Below are 21,618 nucleotides of genomic sequence, written 5' to 3'. Positions count from 1 at the left end.
AAGGACGGCTACCTCATCGGCCGCGGCGTGCTGGACGACAAGGGCCCCACCACGCTCTCGCTCTGGGCCGCCAAGTTCTTCGCGGACCTCGCGGCCGAGACCGGCAAGCGGCTGCCCTACACGCTGCGCTGCATCATCGGCAACAACGAGGAGACCAACATGGCCGACGTCGAGTGGTACCTCGACCACTACGACCAGCCCGAGTTCCTCTTCTCGCCCGACGCCGACTTCCCGCTCATCTACGGCGAGAAGGGCGGTTGGTCCGCGACCGTCATCTCCTCTGACGTGGCGGACGCCATTGTCGACTTCCAGGGCGGCACCGTCGGCAACGCCGTCGCCGGCGAGGCGACCGCGCTCGTGAGGCCGGGGGAGCGCAGGCTCGAGCCCACGGACCGCATCGACGTGGAGCCCGCGGAGGGCGGCCTGGTCAGGCTCACGGCCCACGGCATCGGCGCGCACGCGTCCACGCCGCAGGGCTCGATCAACGCCATCGGGCTTCTCGTCAACTACCTGCTCGACAACGACGTCTGCAAGGGCGCGGAGCGCGAGTTCCTCGAGTTCGAGCGCATCGTGTTTTCCTCCACGGACGGCTCGAGCCTGGGCATCGCGTGCAAGGACGAGTACTTCGACCCCCTGACCTGCATCGGCGGCACCATCGCCAAGGTGGGCGGGCACTTCGAGCAGACGCTCGACAGCCGCTATCCCACCTGCATCACCGGGGACGAGATCACGCGCCGCGTGGGCGAGCTTGCCGCCAAGTACGGCTGCGCCGTGCGCGTCGACCTCGACATGGTGCCGTTCCTGACCGACCCCAAGACGCCCGCCATGCAGACGCTCGTGAGGACCTACAACGAGTACACGGGCCGCGACGCGCAGGGCTTCTGCATCGGCGGCGGCACGTACGCGCGCCACTTCAAGGCGGGCGGCTCGTTTGGCCCCAACGACCCGGCGTTCCCCATGCCCGACTGGGTGGGTGCGGAGCACTCTGCGGACGAGGGCTTCAGCGAGGAGCAGTTCAAGCGCGCGCTGCAGATCTACATCGTGTCGATTGCGCGCCTGATGAGGCTCGACTTCTAGGCGCAACGTAAGATGCCGCCAGCGTTACGTGCGCAGGCGGAGGACGAGAAGGGCGGCGTGCCGGCTCGTGGCTGGCACGCCGCCCCCCTTGTCTGGCGGGTTGGGACCCCACCGGTTGCCGCCCGCGGCGACCCGTGGCTACTGGTCCGGCTCGCTTCCCAGCGAGTCCATCACGTCGAGCGTGACGTCGTCCTGGTCGAAGGCCGCGAGCACGCTCACGAAGTTCCTCGCGACGGGGAAGACCTCCGCGTCGACCGAGGCGCGCGTGCACTCCATGACCGTCTGGGAGACCTGCGGCGTGGGCGCGACGGGGATGTCGTGGTAGCCGAGCGTGGCCTCGACCTCCTCCTGGGAGAGGGGCTGCGTGAGCGGCCTGATGGCGCCCTGCTGGGGAGTGCCGCCCATGACCTGCGCGGGACCGACGTTGGCGGGCGCCTGCGCGTCCGAGCCCCCGTCCTTCTCGCCTGCGTCGTCCGCGGGCTCGTCGTCGGCTTCGGGTTCGGCGTCGTCCTGCTCTTCCTGCGTTGCGACCTGCGTGACCTGCGGCTGCTGGAGTCCCGCGACCTCCATCACCACGATGGGCGTGATGGAGGGCATGAAGCTCATGGCGCTCTGGTAGCACGCCTGCGCGGCCAGCACGTTGCCCTTGTTCCACATGAACGAGGCCATGCGATAGTAGCCGAGGCCGATGGACTCCGGGTCGTGCGCGTCGCGCAGGAAGCCCGTCAGGACGTCCTGCGCCTCGTCCACCTTGCCGCACTCCTCGAGGCAGCGCACGAGCTGGAGCACCGCGTGGTTGTCGAGCGGCGCGAGCTCCACGAGCCGGTGGGCGTGCGCGAGGGCCTTCTGCGGGTGGCGCAGCATGACCTGGGCCACGGACGCGTAGAAGAGCGCCGCAAAGTAGGAGTCGGGCGCGAGCAGGAGCGCGCGGCCGTCGGAGGCGTACTTGCGATTGTAGAGCGCACGGTCCACGTAGCTGCCGAAGTAGCGCCACACCACGCCCTTGCCGTCCGCATAGGCGCCCGTGCGGTCGAGGTGGGCGAGCACGGGCTCCAGCACGGCGACGGCGCCCGCCGCGTCGCGCTTGGAGAGGAGGTCGCGCCCCTGCTCCGCGGCGCGGCTCAGGGGGTCGCCAAACACGAGCTCGTGGCCTATGGCCTCGGGGTCCGTGGGGCCCGTGCCGCTCACCATTGCCTTGACCAGGCGCTCGCCCGCGTCGCGGACGGTGGGGTCGGGGTCGTCGCGCGTGAAGTCGATCACGGTGCGGACGTTCTTCTGGGTGGCGTCCTTCTCGCCCGCGTCCGCGAGGTGCAGCAGGATGTTGCCCGCCACGATCTGGCGGTCGCTCGCCTCCTCGATGCCCAGGCCGGACACGCTCTGCGTGCCGAGGGCGGCCGCGGCCTCCTTGGGGAGCCTGCGGGACGAGAGCTCCACGGGCATGAAGCGCCACGCGGGGCTGAAGCGGGCCTCGTCGAGGTCAGCGGTCTGCTCCACCGGTCGCAGGATGCCGTCCTCCACGCGCATGTTGGGGACGAAGGGACGCATGACGCGGCGCAGGTCGTCCACGTGGGCGAGGTCGAGCCGCGCGAAGCGCCAGCGGTCGAAGTCGACGCAGAGGTAGCAGCGGTGCGTGGTCGCGTTGTCCACGGTGCCCACGACCCACGCGTGCTTGATGCGGCGGGACGAGCGGAACGCCGTCGCCGCGAGCAGGATGGCGAGGCGCTGCGCGTAGGCCGATGCCGCCTTGCGGCGCATCTCGCGCGAGCTGTGCACGAGGCCGATGCCGTCCACGAGCATGGACGAGGGGAAGACCTGCTCGGGCGTGAGCGCCACCTGGAAGACGACGTTGCCGTCCGCGACGTTGGTCCTGAAGTGCTGCTCGAGCCGGTAGGGAAGCTGGAGGGACTCGAGCGCCGTCGCGATGGAGCGGCGCACGGCCCACTCGCCATCGGGGAGCTCGCCGGCCTCGAGGTCGAGCGGCTGGTTGATGGGCGCGGACTGCGCGCAGATCGAGTTGGCGAGGCTCTGCATGAGCCGGTAGCAGTCCTCCACGGTCGCGCGCTGCGGCTCCTCGAAGTACGCGCAGGCGCGCTGGGCCGCCGCGAGCGCGGCCTCGAGCTTGAGCACGCGCAGGCGTGCGAGGTAGCTGAGCTGCTCGTCCTGCACGCGGAGCCTGAGCGTGCCCGTGCGCGACGAGCGCGTCACGCCGATGCGGGGGAGCTTGACGTCCTTCTCGAAGAGGCCCGCCTCCACGAGCACGCGCGCGAAGAAGCGCTCGATGCCGCTGGGGGATAGCGTGGCCTGCGCCGCGGCCCCGGACTCGCCGTCCGCCTGCGCCATGCGCGTGCGGATGTCGCCCACCACGAGCTTGAGCTCGTCAACGGGGTCCGCGCTCGCCAGGAGCCGCTGCGCCACGGACTCGAAGTCGAGCTGCGACTCCGCGGGCGCCTGCGGGGCCGCCTCCGCCTGGACCGGGACGACCTCCACGGACCCGGCGGGCGTCGCGTCCGCGTCGCCCGTGTCCGCATCGGCGTCCGTCACGTCCTCCGCCTCCGGGCGGGAGGAACGGGGCGCCTCCGTCGCGGGCGCCTGCCGGGCCGCGTCCCCAGGCTCGGCTGCGGCCGAGGGCGCCGCGTCCTTCTCGCCCGCGGCGGGCTTCGTCACGTGCGCGGCTGCGGGACCCTGCGCCGCCGTCACCGTCGACGCGCCCTGGGCTCTGGCCCCGAGTGCTGCCGCGAACGCGCCCACGAGGGCCGCCGCCACGCACGCCACGATGGCGACGAGCGCCCATGCCACGCTGCCGAGCGCGACGGCGCGGATGGTCCCCACGGCCGCGACGACCGCGAGGACGACTATGGACGATGCGAGTACCCGCCTTGTGGGCGAATGGAAGAGAGCCATGCCTGAACCACCTAGGAACCTGATCGGTACGGACGACGCGCGTCCGGGACGTTTCTTCCAGTCTTCTTACCCAATGGCGGCCCGTCTGACGCGCGTGGCGGCCCTAGCAGCCCTCAATCTCCTTTATCTCCACCTCGTTGCCCCTCAGGAGGTAGGTCTGGTCGCTCCCGCAGTAGGGGCAGACGCGGCCGTATTGCACCGTGGGGTACGTCCTGCCGCAGTCGTTGCAGACGGTCACCGCGTCGATGCGCTCGATCCTGAGCTCGGAGTCGCGCAGGAGGTCGTTCTTCTTCTGGGCCCAGTGCCAGCAGTCCGCGAAGTAGTCCTCCAGGATCCCGGAGACCTCGCCCAGCCGCATCGTGACGCTGCTGATGCGCGTGAGCTCGTTCTCCCTCGCTATGTCGCCGAGCGTGTCCATCGCCGCGAACACGACCCCCAGCTCATGCATGGCTGCGCTCCCTCGCGTTATGCCTCGGCCCCACTAGGCCTTCCACTCCCGGACGGCCTCCCTCAGCCAGTCGAGCCACTCGTCCATGCCCTCGCCCGTCTTGGCGGAGAGGTAGATGATTCGCGCGTCGGGGTTGCGCAGGCGCACGTTGCGCTCGAGCTTCCGCTTGTCGAAGTCGAAGTAGGGCAGGGTGTCGACCTTGCTGATGAGCACGAGGTCGCTCACCTCGAACATGAGCGGGTACTTGAGCGGCTTGTCGTCGCCCTCGGGGACGGAGAGGATCATGACCTTCTTGCCGGCGCCCGTGTCGAACTCCGCGGGGCAGATGAGGTTGCCCACGTTCTCGATCACGACGAGGTCCTGCCCCTCGAAGCCCAGCTGCGCCAGTCCCTGCTCGGCCATCGCGGCGTCCAGATGGCACATGCCGCCCGTGTGGAGCTGGATCGCCTTGGCGCCCGCCTCCTGCACGGTGTGGGCGTCCACGTCGGAGTCGACGTCGGCCTCCATGATGGCGATGCGCATCTCGTCCGCGAGCGCGCGCGTGGTGGCGGAAAGCAGCGTCGTCTTGCCGGCGCCGGGCGAGCTCATGAGGTTGATCATCATCGTGCCGGCGTCGTGCATGCGCTGGCGCAGTGCCTCCGCCTCGCGGTCGTTGTTGGAAAAGACGCTTTCCTTTACCTCGATCACCTTGATTGGGTCCTGCATCTGGCTCCTCCTTCGGGCTTCCTTTTCCCCACCATGATACAGGAGCCGCCGCCGGGCAAGGCGTGCGGGTGCGCGGGCGTCCCCCTTGCCCGCGGCTCTGGCTTACCGCACGCCGAAACCACACCATACGCATAAAAGTTTGATTTAAGAGATTGCTGTGAGGATGCGCCATCACGCTATGTGGCGCCATGAATATCTGAGCCGCACGCACTTCTCACCTGCTGATATGCTGGGCGAGAAAAACGAGGAAACACACTTGAAACATAAATGTTGGGAGTGTACAACGGAGTTGTAAGGCACGCTGGCGCGTGCGGTCCAACCACATGTCTGGAGGGTCTATGGGAGCGTTCTCTGCGCAGACGGTACTGTTCATCACCTACACGATGCTCGGCTTCGTCGCGGCCTTGGCCGCGCTGATGGCGGTCGTGGGCATCGTCAGGTACGTGGTGCGAAAGGCACTTGGCAGGAAGGAGCCTGACCCCAATGCGACGACGTATCCGACCGAGGTCCCTCGCATCGCATAGGCGACGCGAGGTGGCAATGCCGACCGCGGACGAGGAAGTTACGTGACAGCCCCCGCAACCTGACGTGGTAGCGGGGGCTGTCCTTGTGTGGCGTGTCGTCGCGGGCGCTAGGCGTCGCCCAGCTCCGTTGGCCAGACGGTTCCCTCGGGCATCTTGGCGTTGCCGGACTGGATGGACGAGGGGATGGTGCTGTCGGACGCCATCAGCTCGTCGATGGTCACGAGGGTATAGCCGTTCTTCTGGAGCGCCTCGATGATCTTGGGCAGCGCCTGGACGTCCTGGTCGCGGTTGCCGCCGCCGTCGTGCATGAGGATGATGGAGCCCGACCTCACGTTCTGGAGGGCGTTCTCCACGATCTTGTCCACGCCGGGGAGCTTCCAGTCCTTGGAGTCCTGCGTCCACGTGATCGAGGCCGAGGCTATGCCCGCGGACTTGACCCATGTGGTCTCGCGGAAGTCGCCGTAGGGCGGGCGGAAGACCGTGGTCTCGACGCCCGTGGCGTCCGATATCGCCTTGAAGCCGGAGCGGAGCTCGGACTGGACCTCCGCGGCTCCGAGCGTCGTGAGCTGCTTGTGGTCCTGCGTGTGGTTTGCGATCTGGGAGCCCTGGCTGACGATGGCCTTGGCGAGCTCGGGGTACTGCCGCACGCACTTGCCCAGGCAGAAGAACGTCGCCTTGGCGTGGTACTTGTTGAGGATGTCCAGGTACTGCCGGGTGTACTTTTCGCTCGGTCCGTCGTCGAACGTGAGCGCCACGAGCTGCTTGCCGCCCTCGGGCACGGGCGTCCTGAGGTAGATCTCCGTGTCGGTGGCCTTCCTGGTCACGATCTCGGCCGTCTGCTTGGAGCGCCTGCCCCTGAGCACCTTGGCGCTGCCGGGCTTGCCGTAGACGCGCACGTACGCGATGGGCCCGTAGCCACCCTTCATCACGAGCTTTGGCGCCACGGACGTGGTCGAGGTCGTGTGGGGCTCCATGATGTCTTTGCCCTTGGCGAGCACGACCGTGTCGCCCTGGCTCACGCGGTAGCGCTCGCCCCGCCTGCCGGGGAGGGTCCTGCCGTTGACGGTAGCCGTGAACGCATAGCCGCCGCCCCGCTTGAGGACGTCGCCCTTCACGCTCACGAGGCTGCCGCGCCTGACCTTGAGGGAGAGCTCCCTTGCGGCGTCCTCGAGCGTACTGTCGACCCTGACCTGGTAGCTGGAGCCGTTGATGGTCACCGGCACCTTGCGGTTGCTCCACAGGTGCCAGGCGACCCCGCCCAGCACCAGGATGAGCGCGAGCGCCAGCAGCGCGGGCACCTTGCTCCTGCTGCTGCGGTCCTCGGTGGAGGCGGCCTCCTTGCGTCCGCCCTCGGCGCCACTCACGCGTTGGGTGGTGGGGATGTAGTACACCCCGCCCTCGTTCTTCTCGCCCTGCCTTGCCTGCCTCCGCCCCGCGTCGGCGCGGTGTCCCTGCGGGACCTGCCCCGCCTTGTGGCGTGCCGGGTTCGAGTTCTGCTCTGCCATGGTCACTGGTCCGTTCCAAGCTTCGTTTCGTGTGCCGCCGAACTAGGATAGCCACCTCGGGCGGCGCCGCACGCAGTCATAAAGTCTTCAGAGTCCGTCATGCGTTGGGCCGCAGGCGTCCTCTTACTATACGGGCGTGGGGCGCAGACCTGACCAAGAACTTGGGAAATCTTAAGGTTGATTCTGCCACGCTGTGGCATCTGCGGACGAGAAGCGCCGCGACCCTGGTTGGGGCCGTGGCGTGTGCGGGGGCGCTATGTGGCCGTCGCCCTCGTGCTAGCGGATCTTGCGGATGAAGAGGCCGCTCCTGAGCTTGGGCTCGAACCAGGTCGACTTGGGCGGCATCAGGAGCCCGGCGTCGGACACGGCCATGAGCTCGTCCACCGAGGTGGGGTACAGCCTGAAGGCCACGCCCTTCTCGCCCGCGTAGGACTCCAGCGCCTCGGGACCCTCGATGCCGCCCACAAAGCGGATGCGGGGGTTCGTGCGCGGGTCGTCGATGCCCAGGACGGGCGCGAGCACGCGGTCCTGCAGGATGGACACGTCGAGCGTGGCCACGGGGTCGTCCCCGAGCGATGCCGCCGCCTCGGGCGAGAGGGACATGGCGTGCCAGCCGTCGGCAAGGTAGAGGCCAAACTCGTGGCGGGCGGAGGGGGAGACGGGCTCCTCCTGTGCGGGATCGACCTCGAAGCCCGCCTCCGCGATGCGGCGAATCAGCTCGTCCGCGGAAAGGCCGTTGGTGTCCGCCACCACGCGGTTGTACGCCATGACCTTGAGCTGGCTCGCGGGGAAGAGGACCGCGAGGAAGCCGTTGTAGGGGGCGTCCTCGGAGGACTCGCCGCGCTTGGCCGCCTGCGCGCGGAGCTCCTGGCTCACGCGGACGGCGGAGGCGGCGCGATGGTGGCCGTCTGCGATGTAGGCGTGCTCCACGGTCGCGAAGGTGGCCTGGAGCGCCTCCACCGCGGCCGGACGGGCCACGCGCCACACGCACTGGCGCACGCCGTACTCGTCCGTGAAGTCGTAGAGCGGCTCGGCCGTGGACGCGAGGCCCACCAGGGTGTCGATGGCGAAGTTGTCCCTATACGTCAGGAAGATGGGGCCGGTCTGGGCGCCCGTCGCCCTGATGTGCTCCACGCGGTCCTGCTCCTTCTCGGGACGGGTGTTCTCGTGGCGGCGAATCGTGCCGTCGAGGTACTCGTCCACGGAGCAGGCGCACACCACGCCCGTCTGCGCGCGGCCGTCCTGCTCCAGGCGGTACACGTAGTAGCAGGGCGTGTCGTCGCGCAGGAGCGTGCCGTCAGAGGCGGCCTTGCGGATGAGCTCGGCCGCCTTGGCGTACACGTCCGGCGCGTACATGTCGTGGTCGGGGGAGAAGGACGTCTCCGGCCGGTCGATGGCCAAAAACGATCCCGGATGGGCCTTCACGTAGGAGGCCGCCTGCGCGCGGTCGAACACGTCATAGGGAAGCGACGCGAACGTGGCCGCCTTGTCCGGTGCCGGACGGAAGCAGCGTATGGGGTCTGCGCGCATGGGGTCTCCTTAGGTTGGGGCGTTTACCTGGTGATCGCGGGGACGATCTGCCTGATGCGGTACACGCCGGGGATGGCGCGCAGCGCGGCCATGGTCTCGGCGTCCACCGGCTGGTCGGTGTCGATAAGAGTATAGGCGCTGCCGTCCTGCGCCTCGTTGGACATGCGCTGGATGTTGGCGTTGGACTTGGCGAGGGCGCCCGAGATCTGGCCGATCATGTTGGGGACGTTCGCGTGCAGCGCCGCGATGCGGCCGCCCGTGTGGCACGGGCCCATGTCGCAGTCGGGGTAGTTGACGGAGTTCCTGATGGTGCCCTGCTCCAGGTAGTCCTTCATCTGGCTCACGGCCATGGAGGCGCAGTTGGCCTCGGCCTCGGCCGTGCAGGCGCCCATGTGCGGGGTGATGATCGTGTTGGGCATCTTGGTGGTCATGGGCGTCGCGAAGTCGCACACGAAGCGGCAGAGCTTGCCGGAGCGCAGCGCCGCGTCCACGGCCGGCTCGTCCACGATGTCGGCGCGTGCGTAGTTGAGCAGCATCGCGCCGTCGGACATGAGCGAGATCATCTCGGTGCCCATCATGTGGCGCGTGTCGTCCTTGGAGGGGACGTGCAGCGTCACGTAGTCGGCGTTGCGGCAGAGCTCCGCCATGGAGTCGACGCGCTTGATGTTGCGGTTGAGCTGCCAGGCGTGCTCGACGGAGAGGTACGGGTCGTAGCCGTACACGTCCAGGCCCAGCGCCTCGAGGGCGTTCGCGACCTTCGAGCCCACGGCGCCCAGGCCCACGACGCCGACCTTGCGCCCGATGGCCTCGCGTCCGACGAAGGCCTTCTTGTTCTTCTCGGCGTCCTTGACGATCTGCGGGTCATCGGCGTTTCTCTGGACCCAGTTCATGCCGTCGAGCGTGCCGCGGGAGTTCACGAGGATCATGCCCACGACGAGCTCCTTCACGGCGTTGGAGTTGCCGCCCGGGGTGTTGAAGACCACGATGCCCTGCTTGGCGCAGCGCTCGATGGGGATGTTGTTGTAGCCCGCGCCGGAACGCGAGATGCAGCGCACGTTGGGCCCAAAGTCCACGTCGCGGATGTCCGAGGCCCTCACCAGGATGGCGTCGGCCTTCTGCACGTCGTCGGTCTTCTCGTAGCCCTCGCCCAGCTCCGCGACGCCGTCGCGGGTGATGGTCTTGGCGATGTTGTCATATATCCTTACGTAACGCATGGTTTCTCCTCTGCGTGTGCTCTCTACCTTGTCTTGCGCTGGCGTGCCGGCGCCTGCCGGTCGCTAGGCGTCCGTGCGGCAGTCCGCCCTGTGGGCCGCCTCGAAGGACTCCATGTACGCGAGCAGTGCCTTGACGGCCTCCATGGGGACCGCGTTGTAGCAGCTCGCGCGCATGCCGCCCAGCACCCTGTGCCCGCCGACGCTCACGATGTTGTGCTCCGCGGCGCCCGCCACGAACTCCTTGTCCAGCTCCTTGGAGGGGCTGCGGAACGTGACGTTGGCGATGGAGCGCGAGTCCTTGCGCGCGATGGGCGAGAAGAGCCTGCTCTGGTCCAGGTAGTCGTACAGGAGGTTGACCTTCTCCCAGTTGCGGCGCTCCATGGCCTCGAGCCCGCCGGTGTCCTCCACCCAGTGGAAGACCTTGCCGCACATGTAGATGCCCCAGGTGTTGGGCGTGTTGAGCAGCGAGTCCTTGTCCGCCTGGATGCGGTAGCCCATGTAGGTGGGCACGATGTCGCCCAGCGCGGGGCCGTCGCCCAGCAGGTCGTCGCGGCAGATCACCACCACGTTGCCGGCCGGTCCGGCGTTCTTCTGCACGCCGGCGTAGATCAGCCCGTAGTGCTCCACGGGCACGGGGCACGAGAGGAACATGCTCGAGACGTCCGCCACGATGGGCACGTCGCCCGTCTGGGGCAGCTCACGCGTCATGGTGCCGTAGACCGTCTCGTTCTGGCAGAGGTAGACGTAGTCCAGGTCCTGGTCGACGGGGCCCTCGAGCCGCGCCGTGCGGTCGAAGCCCGTCGGCTCGCTCGTGGCCAGCACGTCGGCCTGGCCGTACTTCCCGGCCTCCTTTGCCGCCTTCTTGGACCAGTTGCCGGACACGATGTAGCCCGCGTGGCGCGTGCGCATGAGGTTCATGGGCACGCCGGCGAACTGGAGCGTGGCGCCTCCCTGCAGAAACATCACGCGATAGTTCTCGGGGATGCCCATCAGGCGCCTCAGCGTGGCCTCGGCGTCGTCGATGATCGACTGGAAGGCACTAGATCGATGGCTCATCTCCATTACGGACATCCCGGTGCCCTTGTAGTCGAGCATCTCGGCGGCGGCCTCCTTCAGGACGCTCTCGGGAATCGCCGAGGGGCCTGCGGAAAAGTTGTACGCGCGTGCCATCCAAACCTCCCAATCATCAAACTGCGGGCATCGCCCCGCCGCGCCCCCATGGCGCGGCATTTCGCACAAGGTTACCCTCTTCGTGTTTCAGGTGTGGAAACTAATTCCCACCGCGTGTAAGGGATATACCTGATGCCCACAATGGTCTTCGATATCCGTACATTCCTACAGTATTCCAGATGATTGGCGGCCCCGCCCGCATGCGGGGCCAGAAACGGGGGCAACGTGGACGAGAAGGACAACACCCGGGCGCGAAGCGCCAATGCGGCGCCGCGCGAGCTTCGCGAGGCCGACCCCAGCGCGCGCCGCGTGGTCGTGTTCGACTTCGACGGGACCATCGCGGACAGCATGCCGAGCATCGTGGCCACGGCGACGCGCGTGCTCACGGACTGGGGACTCCCCAAGGAGCGCCTGGCCGACGTGCCCAAGCTTGTGGGCCCGCCCTTCCCGCAGGCGTTCACCATGGTCTTCGGCCTGTCCGATTCGGACGCGCGCGAGGTGACCCGCCGCTACCGCGAGGCGTACGAGAAGATCGGCGCTGCGGCCTGGCCGGCGTTCCCGGGCATGGCGGGGCTCCTCGACGAGCTGCGCGCCGCGGGCAGGACGCTCGCCGTCGCGAGCTCCAAGCGCACGAGGCTTCTCAGGCGCGGCCTCACGGACCAGGGGCTGATCGGGCGCTTCGAGTTCGCGCTCGGCAAGGACTCTGACGCGCCGCAGACCAAGGCCCAGACGCTCGCCAAGGTGCTCGACACCCTTGGCGTGGGTCCCGACGACGCCGTCATGGTGGGCGACCGCTTCTACGACGTGGACGCGGCCACCGCGTGCGGGATGCCCTGCGTGGGCGTCACGTACGGTCACACGGCGCCCCGCTCGGAGCTCGAGCGGGCGGGCGCCTGCGCCGTGGCACAGAGCGTGGGGGAGCTTGGCCGCGTCCTTCTCGGCCGCTAGGGTCGCCCCTACCGGCGCCGTTCGCGGACCTGCGTGAATAGCGCCTGCTCGCCTGGGGTAAAGCAGTGCTATATCCATGCGGGTCCCGTCGGGCCCGCCCGTCGCGAAAGAGGGGTCGGCATGTCTGGTTTTGACGATTTGGGCGAGGGCGTACGCAAGCTCTTCCTGCTTGGCGTGGGCACCGTCGCCACCGGGGCTGAGAAGTCGACGGAGATCGTGAACAAGCTGGTCGAGAAGGGCGAGCTCACGGTCGCGCAGGGCAAGGCCGTGAACGAGGAGCTCAAGCACACGATCCACGATGCCGCCGACGGCTCGTCCGACGCCGTGCTGCGCGCGAAGCTCAAGTCCCTCACGCCCGAGCAGCGCGCCGCCTGGGTCAAGAACGCCCAGAAGATCGCCGAGGACCTGGACGCCGAGCCCGTCGAGGTCGAGGTCGAGGACGGCGACGAGAAGGACGAGCCCAAGAAGTAGGAGAGGGCAGCTCACTTGTCAGAAGAGACGGGCCAGGACCCGCAGCGCGCGTCCGGGGGCTTCGACATCAACGACATAGACGACGTCGAGTACCTCGGCAGGTGGTACGAGGACGTCTCGAAGGTGCACACCCGGGATGCCGGAACCATCGGCATCCTGGGCGGGCGCAGTGCGGACACGGGCCCGTATCGCATCACCCGTGCCAAGAAGGCGGCCCGCCTGAACGAGATACTGCGCATCGCGAGCCACTACGACGTGCTGCACGGGCTCACGCCGCAGACGCTGCGGAGCCTTCTGGAGGAGCTCGGCCCGACGTTCGTGAAGGCGGGCCAGATTCTCTCCATGAGGTCGGAGATCCTGCCGCAGAGCTTCTGCGACGAGCTCACGAAGCTCCGGACAAACGTCGAGCCGATGGACCGCGACCTCGTTCTGAGCACACTCAGGGCCGAGTACGACACCCCCATCGAGGAGATATTCGACGCGATCGACGACGTGCCGCTCGGATCGGCGTCCGTGGCGCAGGTGCACAAGGCCCGCCTCGTGACGGGCGAGACCGTCGCGATCAAGGTGCAGCGCCCCCACGTGCAGGAGATCATGGCGCAGGACATATCCATCATGCGCTCGCTCGCGAAGCACAGCGCGGCCGTGATGGGAGACGAGCAGGTCCTGGACCTCCAGTCCGTGGTGGACGAGCTCTGGCAGTCGTTTCGCGAGGAGACGGACTTCCTGGTGGAGGCCCGCAGCCTCGAGGAGTTCCGGCGCAACAACGCGGACTGCAGGTACGTGGACTGCCCCAAGCCATACCCTCGGCTCTGCACCGAGCACGTCGTGGTCATGGACTACGTCGAGGGCATTCCCATCGACAACACGAGGGCCCTCACGGCGGCGGGCTACGACCTGTCCGAGATCGGGCAGAAGCTCGTCGACAACTACACCTCGCAGATGCTCGACGACGGCTTCTTCCACGCAGACCCGCACCCGGGAAACCTCGTCATCCACGACGGCAAGATCGTCTACCTCGACCTGGGCATCATGGGCAGGCTCTCGTCCCACGACCGGAAGGCGCTCACGGACATGGTGTCCGCGGTGGCGATGCACGACGCCGTCGGCCTCAAGAACGGCCTCCTGCGCTTCTCCGTGTCCGAGCCCGAGCTCGTGGACCACCCCGGACTCCTGGCCGACCTGGACGCCATCCTGGACGAGTACGGCGAGGCGGACCTCTCCGACCTGGACATCGGCGCGTTCCTGAACGCGCTCATCTCGATGGCCCGCAAGAACGGGATCGAGCTTCCCGGGACCGTCACTATGCTCGCGCGCTCCCTGGTGACGCTCGAGGGCGTGGTTGACGAGTTTCTCCCTGGCACTTCCATGATCGAGATCGTGCGGGCGCACATCAAGGCGCACACGGACCCCGTGGAGCTCTCGAAGAAGCAGCTCAAGCAGCTGGCGCGCGAGTCCGTGAGCGCGACGCATGGGCTTCTGGACGCGGCGTCGCAGGCCTCGACCGCCATGAACATGCTGACGCGCGGACAGCTGAGGATGAACCTCGGGCTCGACGGATACCAGGACCCCATCGGCGACATGTCCCGCGCGGCGGACCGCCTCACCATGGGAATCATCATCGCGGGGCTCTTCATCGGGTCGTCCGTCGTGTACTACGCGCGCATCAAGCCCGTCGTCTTTGGCATACCCGTCATCGGGTTCTTTGGGTACATGCTCGCCCTCGTGCTGGGGCTCTGGGTCGTCCGGCAGGTGGTGCGCGAGAGGCGCCATCGCAAGTAGCCGGCACCCCGTCAGCCGTCTCCCGCAGGGGGATTGTGTGCCTTGGTTTCCATGCGTCGTCTGCTGAATAAGCGTCCGCTGAAAGTGGCAACATGGTTGTTGCAGGGCAAGCGCGGACGCGCGTCAGACGGCTAGCGACGGGAGGTCGCGTCACATGGACCAGGATCCCAGGTTTCAGATCGCATGGAGGGTGCCGGGAGGAGGGGAGAGAACCACCTACGTGTCCCGGCAGGTTCCCACCTTCGGGCCCGACTGCCGGGACCTGGACGTGACGGTCGAGCGCGACGGCGACGACGTGTGGCACGTCTGGGTGGACCCCGAGTACGACCTCACCGTGGAGAGCGCATCCGCCATCGTGTCCGTCGACCTCGAGCACGCCGACGCGCTGTACCTGAACGGCTACAACTCGAAGACCGACTCGTGGGAGCGCTCGCCACGCGCGGGCATGCGCGGGCTCTGGGGCACGCCCGGCTTTGTTGCGGACCACTGGGCGCTGGACGCCCAGGGCGACTACCGCTTTGCGGAGCAGGACCCGCGCCCCGGCAGGCAGCACGGAGAGGGCTACGGCTACGTGCGGAAGGGCCGCGCCGTGACGCTCTTTGGGGAGTGCCGCCCGGACACGGGGCTCACGTCGATATACGAGGACCTGTCCACGGGCTCGGTCACGCTCACGAAGGAGGGTCCCGTGCGGAGGCTCGCGGCGGGGGAGCGCGTGGAGCTCCTCACGCTGGTGGTCACGACGGGGACGCTCACGGACACGGTCGCGCGGTTCATGTCCCTTATGGGGGCAAGCCGTCGCCCGGCGCTGCCGATCGTGGGCTTCACGAGCTGGTATCGCCACTACGAGGACATAGACGAGCCGACGCTCGAGAGGGACCTCGTGGGCGTGGCCGACGTCCTTCTCGCCCAGCCGCTCGAGGACGTGCTGCCCGTGTTCGCGGTCGACTACGGCTACGCGCGTGCGGGCGACTGGCTCGAACCCGACCAGAGGCGCTTCCCGCGGGGCATGGGCGCCCTGGCGACGTCCGTGAGGGCCTCCGGGCTCGTGCCCGGCATCTGGATCGCGCCCTTCGTGTGCGAGAAGAACTCCAGGACATATGCGAACCATCCCGACTGGCTGCTTCGCGACGCGGCCGGCCGTCCGGTCAAGGTGGGCTCGCGCTGGGGAGGGACCTACGCCCTGGACACCAGGAACGACGAGGTCAGGGAGTACGTGAGGAGCGTCCTGGGCGTCGTGACGAGCGACTGGGGCTACGGGCTCCTCAAGCTCGACGGGCTCTTCGCGGCGGCCATGCTGCCCCACGACGGCATGAACCGCGGGCAGCTCATGGCGGACGCGCTCGACCTGCTGCGCTCCGCCGTGCCGGAGGGCACACCGCTCGACTTCTGCGGGGTGCCCGTCATGAGCGCGATCGGGCGCTGCGAGTACTGCCGCGTGTGCTGCGATGTGGGCCTCGACTGGGATGGCAGGCCCCACGAGCGCCTGCTCGGCCGGGAGCGCGTGAGCACCTGGAACGCCCTTCGCGACATCCAGGGGCGCTCGCACCTGTGCGACGTGGCGTTCCTGGCCGACCCAGGCGTCTACTTCCTGCGCCGCGACGTGGCGTTCACGCACTCGCAAAGGACGCGGCTGGTCTCGGCGGACGCGCTGCTCAGCGGCGCGCTCGTCACGTCCGACGACATGGGCGCCTGGGACCAGAGGCAGTGCTCCATCTTCAGGAACGCCCTCGAGACCTTTGTCCAGCGCAACAGGGAGCGCGGCGTGACGCAGGTGGCGGTTCCCGGAGAGGTGGAGGTGGACACATCGTCCGAGCCCGTGGCGGAGTCCCAGGATGCCCAGGACACGACGGAGCGGGACGCGGACGAGTGCGAGGCAGAGAGCGTGGCGCAGCGCGCGAAGGCCGAGGAGACCCAGGTCTGCGACGACGTCTCGGTGACGCGCGAGGTGCCCGTGCCCGGCCTCGACGTGACCGTGATCGACCGGCCGCTGATGGCGGCGATCGAGGCGGGCGGCATCGAGGTCCCCAAGGAGCTTGAGGTTCCCAAGGAGCTCTCCGAGGGCGATGAGCCTGAGGAGAAGGACGACTCCGTGGCCGAGGGCGAGTCTGGGGAGGAAGCCAAGGCTGAAAGCGAGTCTGCGGACGACGCAGAGGTCGCGGGCGAGCCTCAAGCCATTAACGAGTCGGCTGAGGACGCAGGTGCCCAAGATGACGAGGGCGAGAAGGCTGAAGAGACGCGCCCCGCAGGCGTCGACGACCCGACGGTGCTCGCGCCGCCCATGGACGACGAGACGGCGCAGGGCGAGACCGAGGTGTACGTGATGACGCCGGACGACATCGAGGCCGCGTGTGCCGAGACCGTCGACGAGGGGACGACCGAGGCCTAGGGGTCGGGTTCGACATAGGGAATCGGACGAAGCGAGCGCCCGCCTCCGCCTGCCAACGTGGCTCGACGGGGGCGGGCGCCCTTCTCGTCCGTGGGACGTTTTTCAGTCGACCATCTTGATGCTGCTGATGACGGGCTGGTTCTCCTTCGCGACCGTGCCGTTGCTGTCCTCGACCGGCGTGTCGTCGCAGATGGCGTCGACGACCTCCATGCCCGAGGTGACCTTGCCGAAGGCGGCGTACTGGCCGTCGAGGTTGCTCGAGTCCTCCTGCATGATGAAGAACTGCGAGCTGGCGGAGTCGTAGTCGTTGGAGCGGGCCATGCTGATGACGCCGCGCTTGTGCTGGATCGCGTTGGTGACGCCGTTGGCGCTGAACTCGCCCTTGATGCGCTGGCTGGAGCCGCCGGTGCCGTCGCCGTTGGGGTCGCCGCCCTGGATCATGAAGCCCTTGATGACGCGGTGGAACGTGAGGCCGTCGTAGAAGCCCTCGTTGACGAGCCTCGCGAAGTTGCTGACCGTGATGGGCGTATTGGTGGCGTTGAGCTCGAGCGTGATCGTGCCCTTGCCCTTGACGGTGATCGTCGCGTGGTGGATGCCGGAGGAGTAGCCGTTCTTGAGAGGCTTGGTGAGAACGGACGTGCCGTCCGAGCTTGAGGAGTCGTCCTTGCCGGAGGACGCGCTCGAGGACGAGTTGTCCGTGCAGGACGCGAGTATGAGGGTCGCTGCGGCCGAGGCGAAGGTCGCGAGGAAGCAGCGACGGGTGATGTGGTCGTGGCTCATGGGTTCCTTTCCTTGGGGGGAGGGCAATGCGGTCCTCAGTGTGCTTAGCAAGCCCCCAAAGGTGCGACTCGATGTGTCAACGGACCATATCATACCAATTCTTTAAATAGTTCTTCAAACGGGCTGGCAAACGGGGGAGTTGGGGGCCCATGCGGTGCCCTTCTCGTCCGCGTTAAGGGGGAGAAAAGAGGGACGCGCCGGCCTGGTGGACCGACGCGCCCCCGCGTGCGTGGGATGTTGTGCCCGGGCTACTCGAGCTCGAACGCACCCGTGTAGAGCTGGTAGTAGGTGCCCTTCTGGGCGATGAGCTCGTCGTGGGTGCCGCGCTCGATGATGCGGCCGTGGTCGAGGACGATGATCACGTTGGCGTTGCGCACGGTGGAGAGCCTGTGCGCGATGGCGAACGTGGTACGGCCGTACATGAGGGCGTCCATGCCCTTCTGCACGATGGCCTCGGTGCGCGTGTCGATGCTCGAGGTTGCCTCGTCCAGGATCATGACCGGCGGGTCGGCGACGGCGGCGCGCGCGATGGAGATCAGCTGGCGCTGGCCCTGCGAGAGCTGCGCGGCGTTGTCCGTGAGCATCGTGTCGTATCCCTCGGGCAGGCGACGGATGAAGCTGTCCGCGCCGGCGAGCTTGGCGGCGCCGATGCACTCCTCGTCCGTGGCGTCCAGGCGACCGTAGCGGATGTTGTCCATGATGGTGCCCGTGAACAGGTTGGTGTCCTGCAGGACCATGCCCAGCGAGCGGCGCAGGTCCGGCTTCGCGATCTTCTCGATGTTGATGCCGTCGTAGCGGATCTTGCCGTCGGAGATGTCGTAGAAGCGGTTGAGCAGGTTCGTGATCGTGGTCTTGCCCGCGCCCGTCGCGCCGACGAACGCGACCTTCTGGCCCGGCTTGGCGTAGAGCGTCACGTCGTGCAGCACCTGGTGGCCCGGCGTGTAGCCGAAGTCGACGTGCTCGAGGCGCACGTCACCCGCGAGCGGCGTATATGTGACGGTGCCGTCGTGGTGCGGGTGCTTCCAGGCCCAGAGCTCCGTGCGCTCGGAGGTCTCGACCAGCTCGCCGTTCTCGTCGCGCTTGGCGTTGACCAGGTGCACGTAGCCCTCGTCCTGCTCGGGCTCCTCGTCCAGGAGGCCGTAGATGCGCTTGGCGCCGGCGAGGCCCATGACGACGGCGTTGATCTGGTTGGAGATGCCGCCGATCTGGCCCGAGAACTGGCGCGTCATGTTGAGGAACGGGACCGCGACCGCGATGGAGAGCGCCATGCCCGAGATGGAGGGGTTGGGCGCCTTGAGGGAAAGGAGGATGCCCGCCGCGACGGCCACGATGACGTAGAGAAGGTCGCCCATGTTCATGAGGATGGGCATCAGCGTGTTGGAGTAGGCGTTGGCCTTCTCGGAGGCGTCCTCGAGCTCATTGTTGAGGACGTCGAAGTCGGCCTCGGCCTGGCGCTCGTGACAGAAGACCTTCACGACCTTCTCGCCGGCCATGACCTCCTCGACGTGGCCCTCGACCTTGGCGATGGTTGCCTGCTGCTTGATGAAGTTGCGCGCGGACCGCGAGCCGAAGTACTTTGCAGCTGCGGCCATGACCAGCGCGCCGAGCACGACGACGAGCGCCATCGGGATGCTGTACCAGAGCATGACGAAGAACACGACGATCATGATGGTGAAGGTGAGCGCAAGGTTGGGGATGCTCTGGGAGATCATCTGGCGCAGCGTGTCGATGTCGTTGGTGTAGTAGGACATGACGTCGCCGTGCTGGTGCGTGTCGAAGTAGCGGATGGGAAGCTCCTGCATGTGGTCGAACATCTGGCAGCGGAGCTTCTTGAGGGAGCCCTGCGTGATGATTGCCATGGACTGGTTCCAGAAGGCGCAGCAGGCGAGGGCGAGCACGTACATGACGATGAGCATGCTCACGTTGGCAAGGATCGGCCCCTGGGCCCCGCTCCAGTTGCCGGAGCTCCAGTACTTCTCGATGATGGAGAGGCTTCGCTGGATGAACACGTTCTGCATGCCCTGGCACACTCCCTGCGCGAGAACGGCCAGCAGTGTGGCGGGTACCAGGACGGGATAGAACCTGAGCAGGTCGTGCAGGAGCCTGCCGACGGTCCCGCGCCTGCCGCCGCTCTTGCCATTAGTCGTTGCCATGGGTCGCCTCCTTCTTGTTGAGCTCACGGTCGTCGTGGGACTTCTTGTTCTGGGACAGGTACACCTCGCGGTAGATCGCGTTGCGCTCGAGCAGCTCGTCGTGGGTGCCGATGTCGTTTATGGTGCCGTTGTCCATCACCACGATGCGGTCGGCGTCCTCCACGGAGCCCGTGCGCTGGGCGATGATGATCTTGGTCGTCTCGGGCAGGTAGCTGCGGAGTCCCTCGCGGATCATGCGGTCGGTCTTCGTGTCGACGGCGCTCGTGGAGTCGTCCATGATCAGGACCTTGGGGTGCTTGAGAAGGGCGCGTGCGATGCACAGGCGCTGCTTCTGGCCGCCCGAGACGTTGGTGCCGCCCTGGTCGATCATGTAGTCGTACTTGCCAGGCAGGTTCTGCACGAACTCGTCGGCGCAGGCGAGCTTCGAGGCCTCGAGTACCTCCTCGTCCGTGGCGTCGGGGTCGCCCCAGCGCAGGTTCTGGGCGATGGTGCCCGAGAAGAGCACGTTCTTCTGCAGCACCATGGCAACCTGGTTGCGCAGGGTGTCGAGGTCGTACTCGCGAACGTCCCTGCCGCCCACGCGGACCGTGCCCTCCGTCGCGTCGTACAGGCGCGGGATGAGCTGCACGAGGCTGGACTTGGACGAGCCGGTCGAGCCTATGACGCCGATGACCTCTCCGCTCTTGATGTGGAGGTCGATGTCGTGCAGCGCCTCGTGGTTGCGGTCGCCGGAGTAGGAGAAGCCCACGGCGTCGAAGTCGATGGAGCCGTCCGTCACGTCGTACACGGGGTCCTTGGGCTCGTTGATGGTCGTGGTCGCGTCAAGCACCTCGCAGATTCGGACGGCGCCCTCCTCGGCCATGACGATCATGCCGAAGATCATGGAGAGCATCATGAGGCTCATGAGGATGAGGAAGCCGTAGGTGAACAGCGAGGAGAACTGGCCAACGTCGATGAGCTTGCCACGGGTGCTGATGATGGCATACGAGCCGAAGTAGATTACGAAAGCAAACACCACGTAGATGCAGAAGTTCATGATTGGGGCGTTCAGGGCCAGGATCCTGTCCGCGTGCGTGAAGTCCTTGCGGACCTCCTCGGCGGCCTTCTCGTACTTGGCCTTCTCGTAATCCTCGCGAACGTAGCTCTTGACGACGCGGATGCCCTCGAGGTTCTCCTTGGCGGAGTCGTTAAGGGCGTCGTACCTCTTGAAGATGCGCTTGAAGATGGGGTCGACGGTCCTGATGATCTTGATGAGCGCGAACGCCAGGATGGGAACCAGGATCACGAACACGATCGAGAGCCATCCCGCCATCATCCAGGCCGCGATGAACGCCATGACTACCATGAGCGGGCAGCGGATGGCCGAGCGGATGAGCATCATGTAGGCCATCTGGACGTTGGTGACGTCGGTGGTCATGCGTGTCACCAGCGAGGAGCTCGAGAATGAGTCGATCGTCTCGAACGAGAAGGTCTGGATGTTCGCGAACATGTCGTGACGGAGGTTGCGCGCGAGGCCCGCGGAGGCCTGGGAGCAGGTAACTCCCGCTCCGGCACCAAAAGCCAGCGATGCGATGGCCATGAGCGCGAGCACGGCGCCGGACGAGATGATGCTCGACAGGTTCGCGCCGTTACGCACGGTGTCGATGAGGTTGGCGGTCATGAGCGGAATCATGACCTGGAACAATACCTCGCCTGTCACGAGGAACGGCGTGATGATTGCCGGCTTCTTGTACTCGCGGACGCTGGCTCCCAGTCTCCGAATGATTGCACCCCAGCTTGCGGTGCGCTTTGTCGTCTCTCGGCGTGCCGCTGCCGACGAAGCTCCCTTAGGCATGTTGGCACCTCTCTCCTCTCTCGCCACCGGGCATCCAGTGGTCGCGGACGCGGTCCAGAAGGGACAGAAGCTGCTCGGCCTCGTCCTGGCTCAGGCATGAGAACGCCTCGCTCTCAAAGTGCCTGCGGCCCTCGTCGATCTGGGCTGCCTTCTTTCTTCCCGCCTCGGTCATCTGGATGTCCATCTGTCT

The 21,618-nt window shown here is 67.1% G+C and carries 16 protein-coding genes and 1 pseudogene; 6 read left to right on the top strand and 11 right to left on the bottom strand.

The genetic code is table 11. The features are described 5' to 3' along the window. A partial coding sequence (locus tag ACI38Z_RS02540) for a M20/M25/M40 family metallo-hydrolase (protein WP_439788617.1) occupies positions 1-1,077 on the top strand: 1,077 nt, incomplete at its 5' end. A gap of 138 nt (positions 1,078-1,215) precedes the next feature. On the opposite strand, the gene ACI38Z_RS02535 is transcribed toward ACI38Z_RS02540, so the two are convergent. The 3 genes from ACI38Z_RS02535 to hypB form a co-directional block, all read right to left on the bottom strand. Next, positions 1,216-3,978: a hypothetical protein gene (locus tag ACI38Z_RS02535; protein WP_439788616.1), complete on the bottom strand. Its 2,763-nt coding sequence runs from the start codon at positions 3,976-3,978 to the stop codon at positions 1,216-1,218. Positions 3,979-4,081: 103 nt separating this feature from the next. Then, positions 4,082-4,426, bottom strand: coding sequence for a hydrogenase maturation nickel metallochaperone HypA (locus ACI38Z_RS02530; RefSeq protein ID WP_439788615.1), 345 nt, complete (start codon positions 4,424-4,426; stop codon positions 4,082-4,084). 33 nt (positions 4,427-4,459) lie between these two features. Continuing rightward, positions 4,460-5,131, bottom strand: coding sequence for a hydrogenase nickel incorporation protein HypB (hypB, locus tag ACI38Z_RS02525; protein WP_439788614.1), 672 nt, complete (start codon positions 5,129-5,131; stop codon positions 4,460-4,462). 338 nt (positions 5,132-5,469) lie between these two features. Here hypB and ACI38Z_RS02520 point away from each other — a divergent pair, with 338 nt between their 5' ends. Next, positions 5,470-5,655: a hypothetical protein gene (locus tag ACI38Z_RS02520; RefSeq protein ID WP_439788613.1), complete on the top strand. Its 186-nt coding sequence runs from the start codon at positions 5,470-5,472 to the stop codon at positions 5,653-5,655. Positions 5,656-5,762: 107 nt separating this feature from the next. On the opposite strand, the gene ACI38Z_RS02515 is transcribed toward ACI38Z_RS02520, so the two are convergent. The 4 genes from ACI38Z_RS02515 to serC form a co-directional block, all read right to left on the bottom strand. Beyond that, entirely contained in the window at positions 5,763-7,160 is a 1,398-nt protein-coding gene (locus ACI38Z_RS02515) for a polysaccharide deacetylase family protein (RefSeq protein ID WP_439788612.1), read from the bottom strand. 276 nt (positions 7,161-7,436) lie between these two features. Then, positions 7,437-8,690 (bottom strand): DUF1015 domain-containing protein, encoded by a 1,254-nt coding sequence (locus tag ACI38Z_RS02510; protein WP_439788611.1) that lies wholly within the window; start codon positions 8,688-8,690, stop codon positions 7,437-7,439. A 23-nt stretch (positions 8,691-8,713) separates the two neighbouring features. Further along, entirely contained in the window at positions 8,714-9,904 is a 1,191-nt protein-coding gene (locus ACI38Z_RS02505; RefSeq protein WP_439788610.1) for a phosphoglycerate dehydrogenase, read from the bottom strand. Between the two features lie 63 nt (positions 9,905-9,967). Next, the gene (gene serC, locus ACI38Z_RS02500; protein ID WP_439788609.1) at positions 9,968-11,074 is read right to left on the bottom strand and encodes a 3-phosphoserine/phosphohydroxythreonine transaminase; all 1,107 of its coding nucleotides are present in this window, start codon (positions 11,072-11,074) and stop codon (positions 9,968-9,970) included. Between the two features lie 225 nt (positions 11,075-11,299). Between serC and ACI38Z_RS02495 the strand changes: the two genes are divergently transcribed. The 4 genes from ACI38Z_RS02495 (at position 11,300) to ACI38Z_RS02480 (ending at position 16,661) form a co-directional block, all read left to right on the top strand. Next, the gene (locus ACI38Z_RS02495; RefSeq protein WP_439788608.1) at positions 11,300-12,022 is read left to right on the top strand and encodes an HAD family hydrolase; all 723 of its coding nucleotides are present in this window, start codon (positions 11,300-11,302) and stop codon (positions 12,020-12,022) included. A 120-nt stretch (positions 12,023-12,142) separates the two neighbouring features. Then, on the top strand, positions 12,143-12,493 hold the full coding sequence (locus ACI38Z_RS02490) for a hypothetical protein (RefSeq protein WP_439788607.1): 351 nt from the start codon (positions 12,143-12,145) through the stop codon (positions 12,491-12,493). A 15-nt stretch (positions 12,494-12,508) separates the two neighbouring features. Beyond that, the gene (locus tag ACI38Z_RS02485; RefSeq protein ID WP_439788606.1) at positions 12,509-14,275 is read left to right on the top strand and encodes an ABC1 kinase family protein; all 1,767 of its coding nucleotides are present in this window, start codon (positions 12,509-12,511) and stop codon (positions 14,273-14,275) included. A gap of 154 nt (positions 14,276-14,429) precedes the next feature. Then, complete coding sequence (locus tag ACI38Z_RS02480; protein ID WP_439788605.1) at positions 14,430-16,661, top strand: alpha-galactosidase; 2,232 nt, start codon at positions 14,430-14,432, stop codon at positions 16,659-16,661. 102 nt (positions 16,662-16,763) lie between these two features. On the opposite strand, the gene ACI38Z_RS02475 is transcribed toward ACI38Z_RS02480, so the two are convergent. The 4 genes and pseudogenes from ACI38Z_RS02475 to ACI38Z_RS02460 all read right to left on the bottom strand — a co-directional run. Next, positions 16,764-17,441 carry a peptidylprolyl isomerase gene (locus ACI38Z_RS02475; RefSeq protein ID WP_439788604.1) on the bottom strand — a complete coding sequence of 226 codons (678 nt, stop codon included), beginning with the start codon at positions 17,439-17,441 and terminating at the stop codon, positions 16,764-16,766. Positions 17,442-17,689: 248 nt separating this feature from the next. Then, positions 17,690-19,594, bottom strand: coding sequence for an ABC transporter ATP-binding protein (locus ACI38Z_RS02470; RefSeq protein ID WP_439788603.1), 1,905 nt, complete (start codon positions 19,592-19,594; stop codon positions 17,690-17,692). After that, positions 19,581-21,428: an ABC transporter ATP-binding protein gene (locus ACI38Z_RS02465; protein WP_439788602.1), complete on the bottom strand. Its 1,848-nt coding sequence runs from the start codon at positions 21,426-21,428 to the stop codon at positions 19,581-19,583. The genes ACI38Z_RS02470 and ACI38Z_RS02465 overlap by 14 nt, the downstream gene beginning before the upstream one ends. Continuing rightward, a pseudogene (locus ACI38Z_RS02460) lies at positions 21,421-21,618 on the bottom strand (hypothetical protein); the annotation flags it as partial. The gene ACI38Z_RS02465 and the pseudogene ACI38Z_RS02460, both read right to left, overlap by 8 nt.

This window comes from Parafannyhessea sp. (assembly GCF_051876455.1).
Classification (GTDB): Bacteria; Actinomycetota; Coriobacteriia; order Coriobacteriales; family Atopobiaceae; genus Parafannyhessea.
The sequence above is the reverse complement of the archived record's forward strand: the minus strand, read 5'-3'. Positions and strand labels throughout refer to the sequence as shown.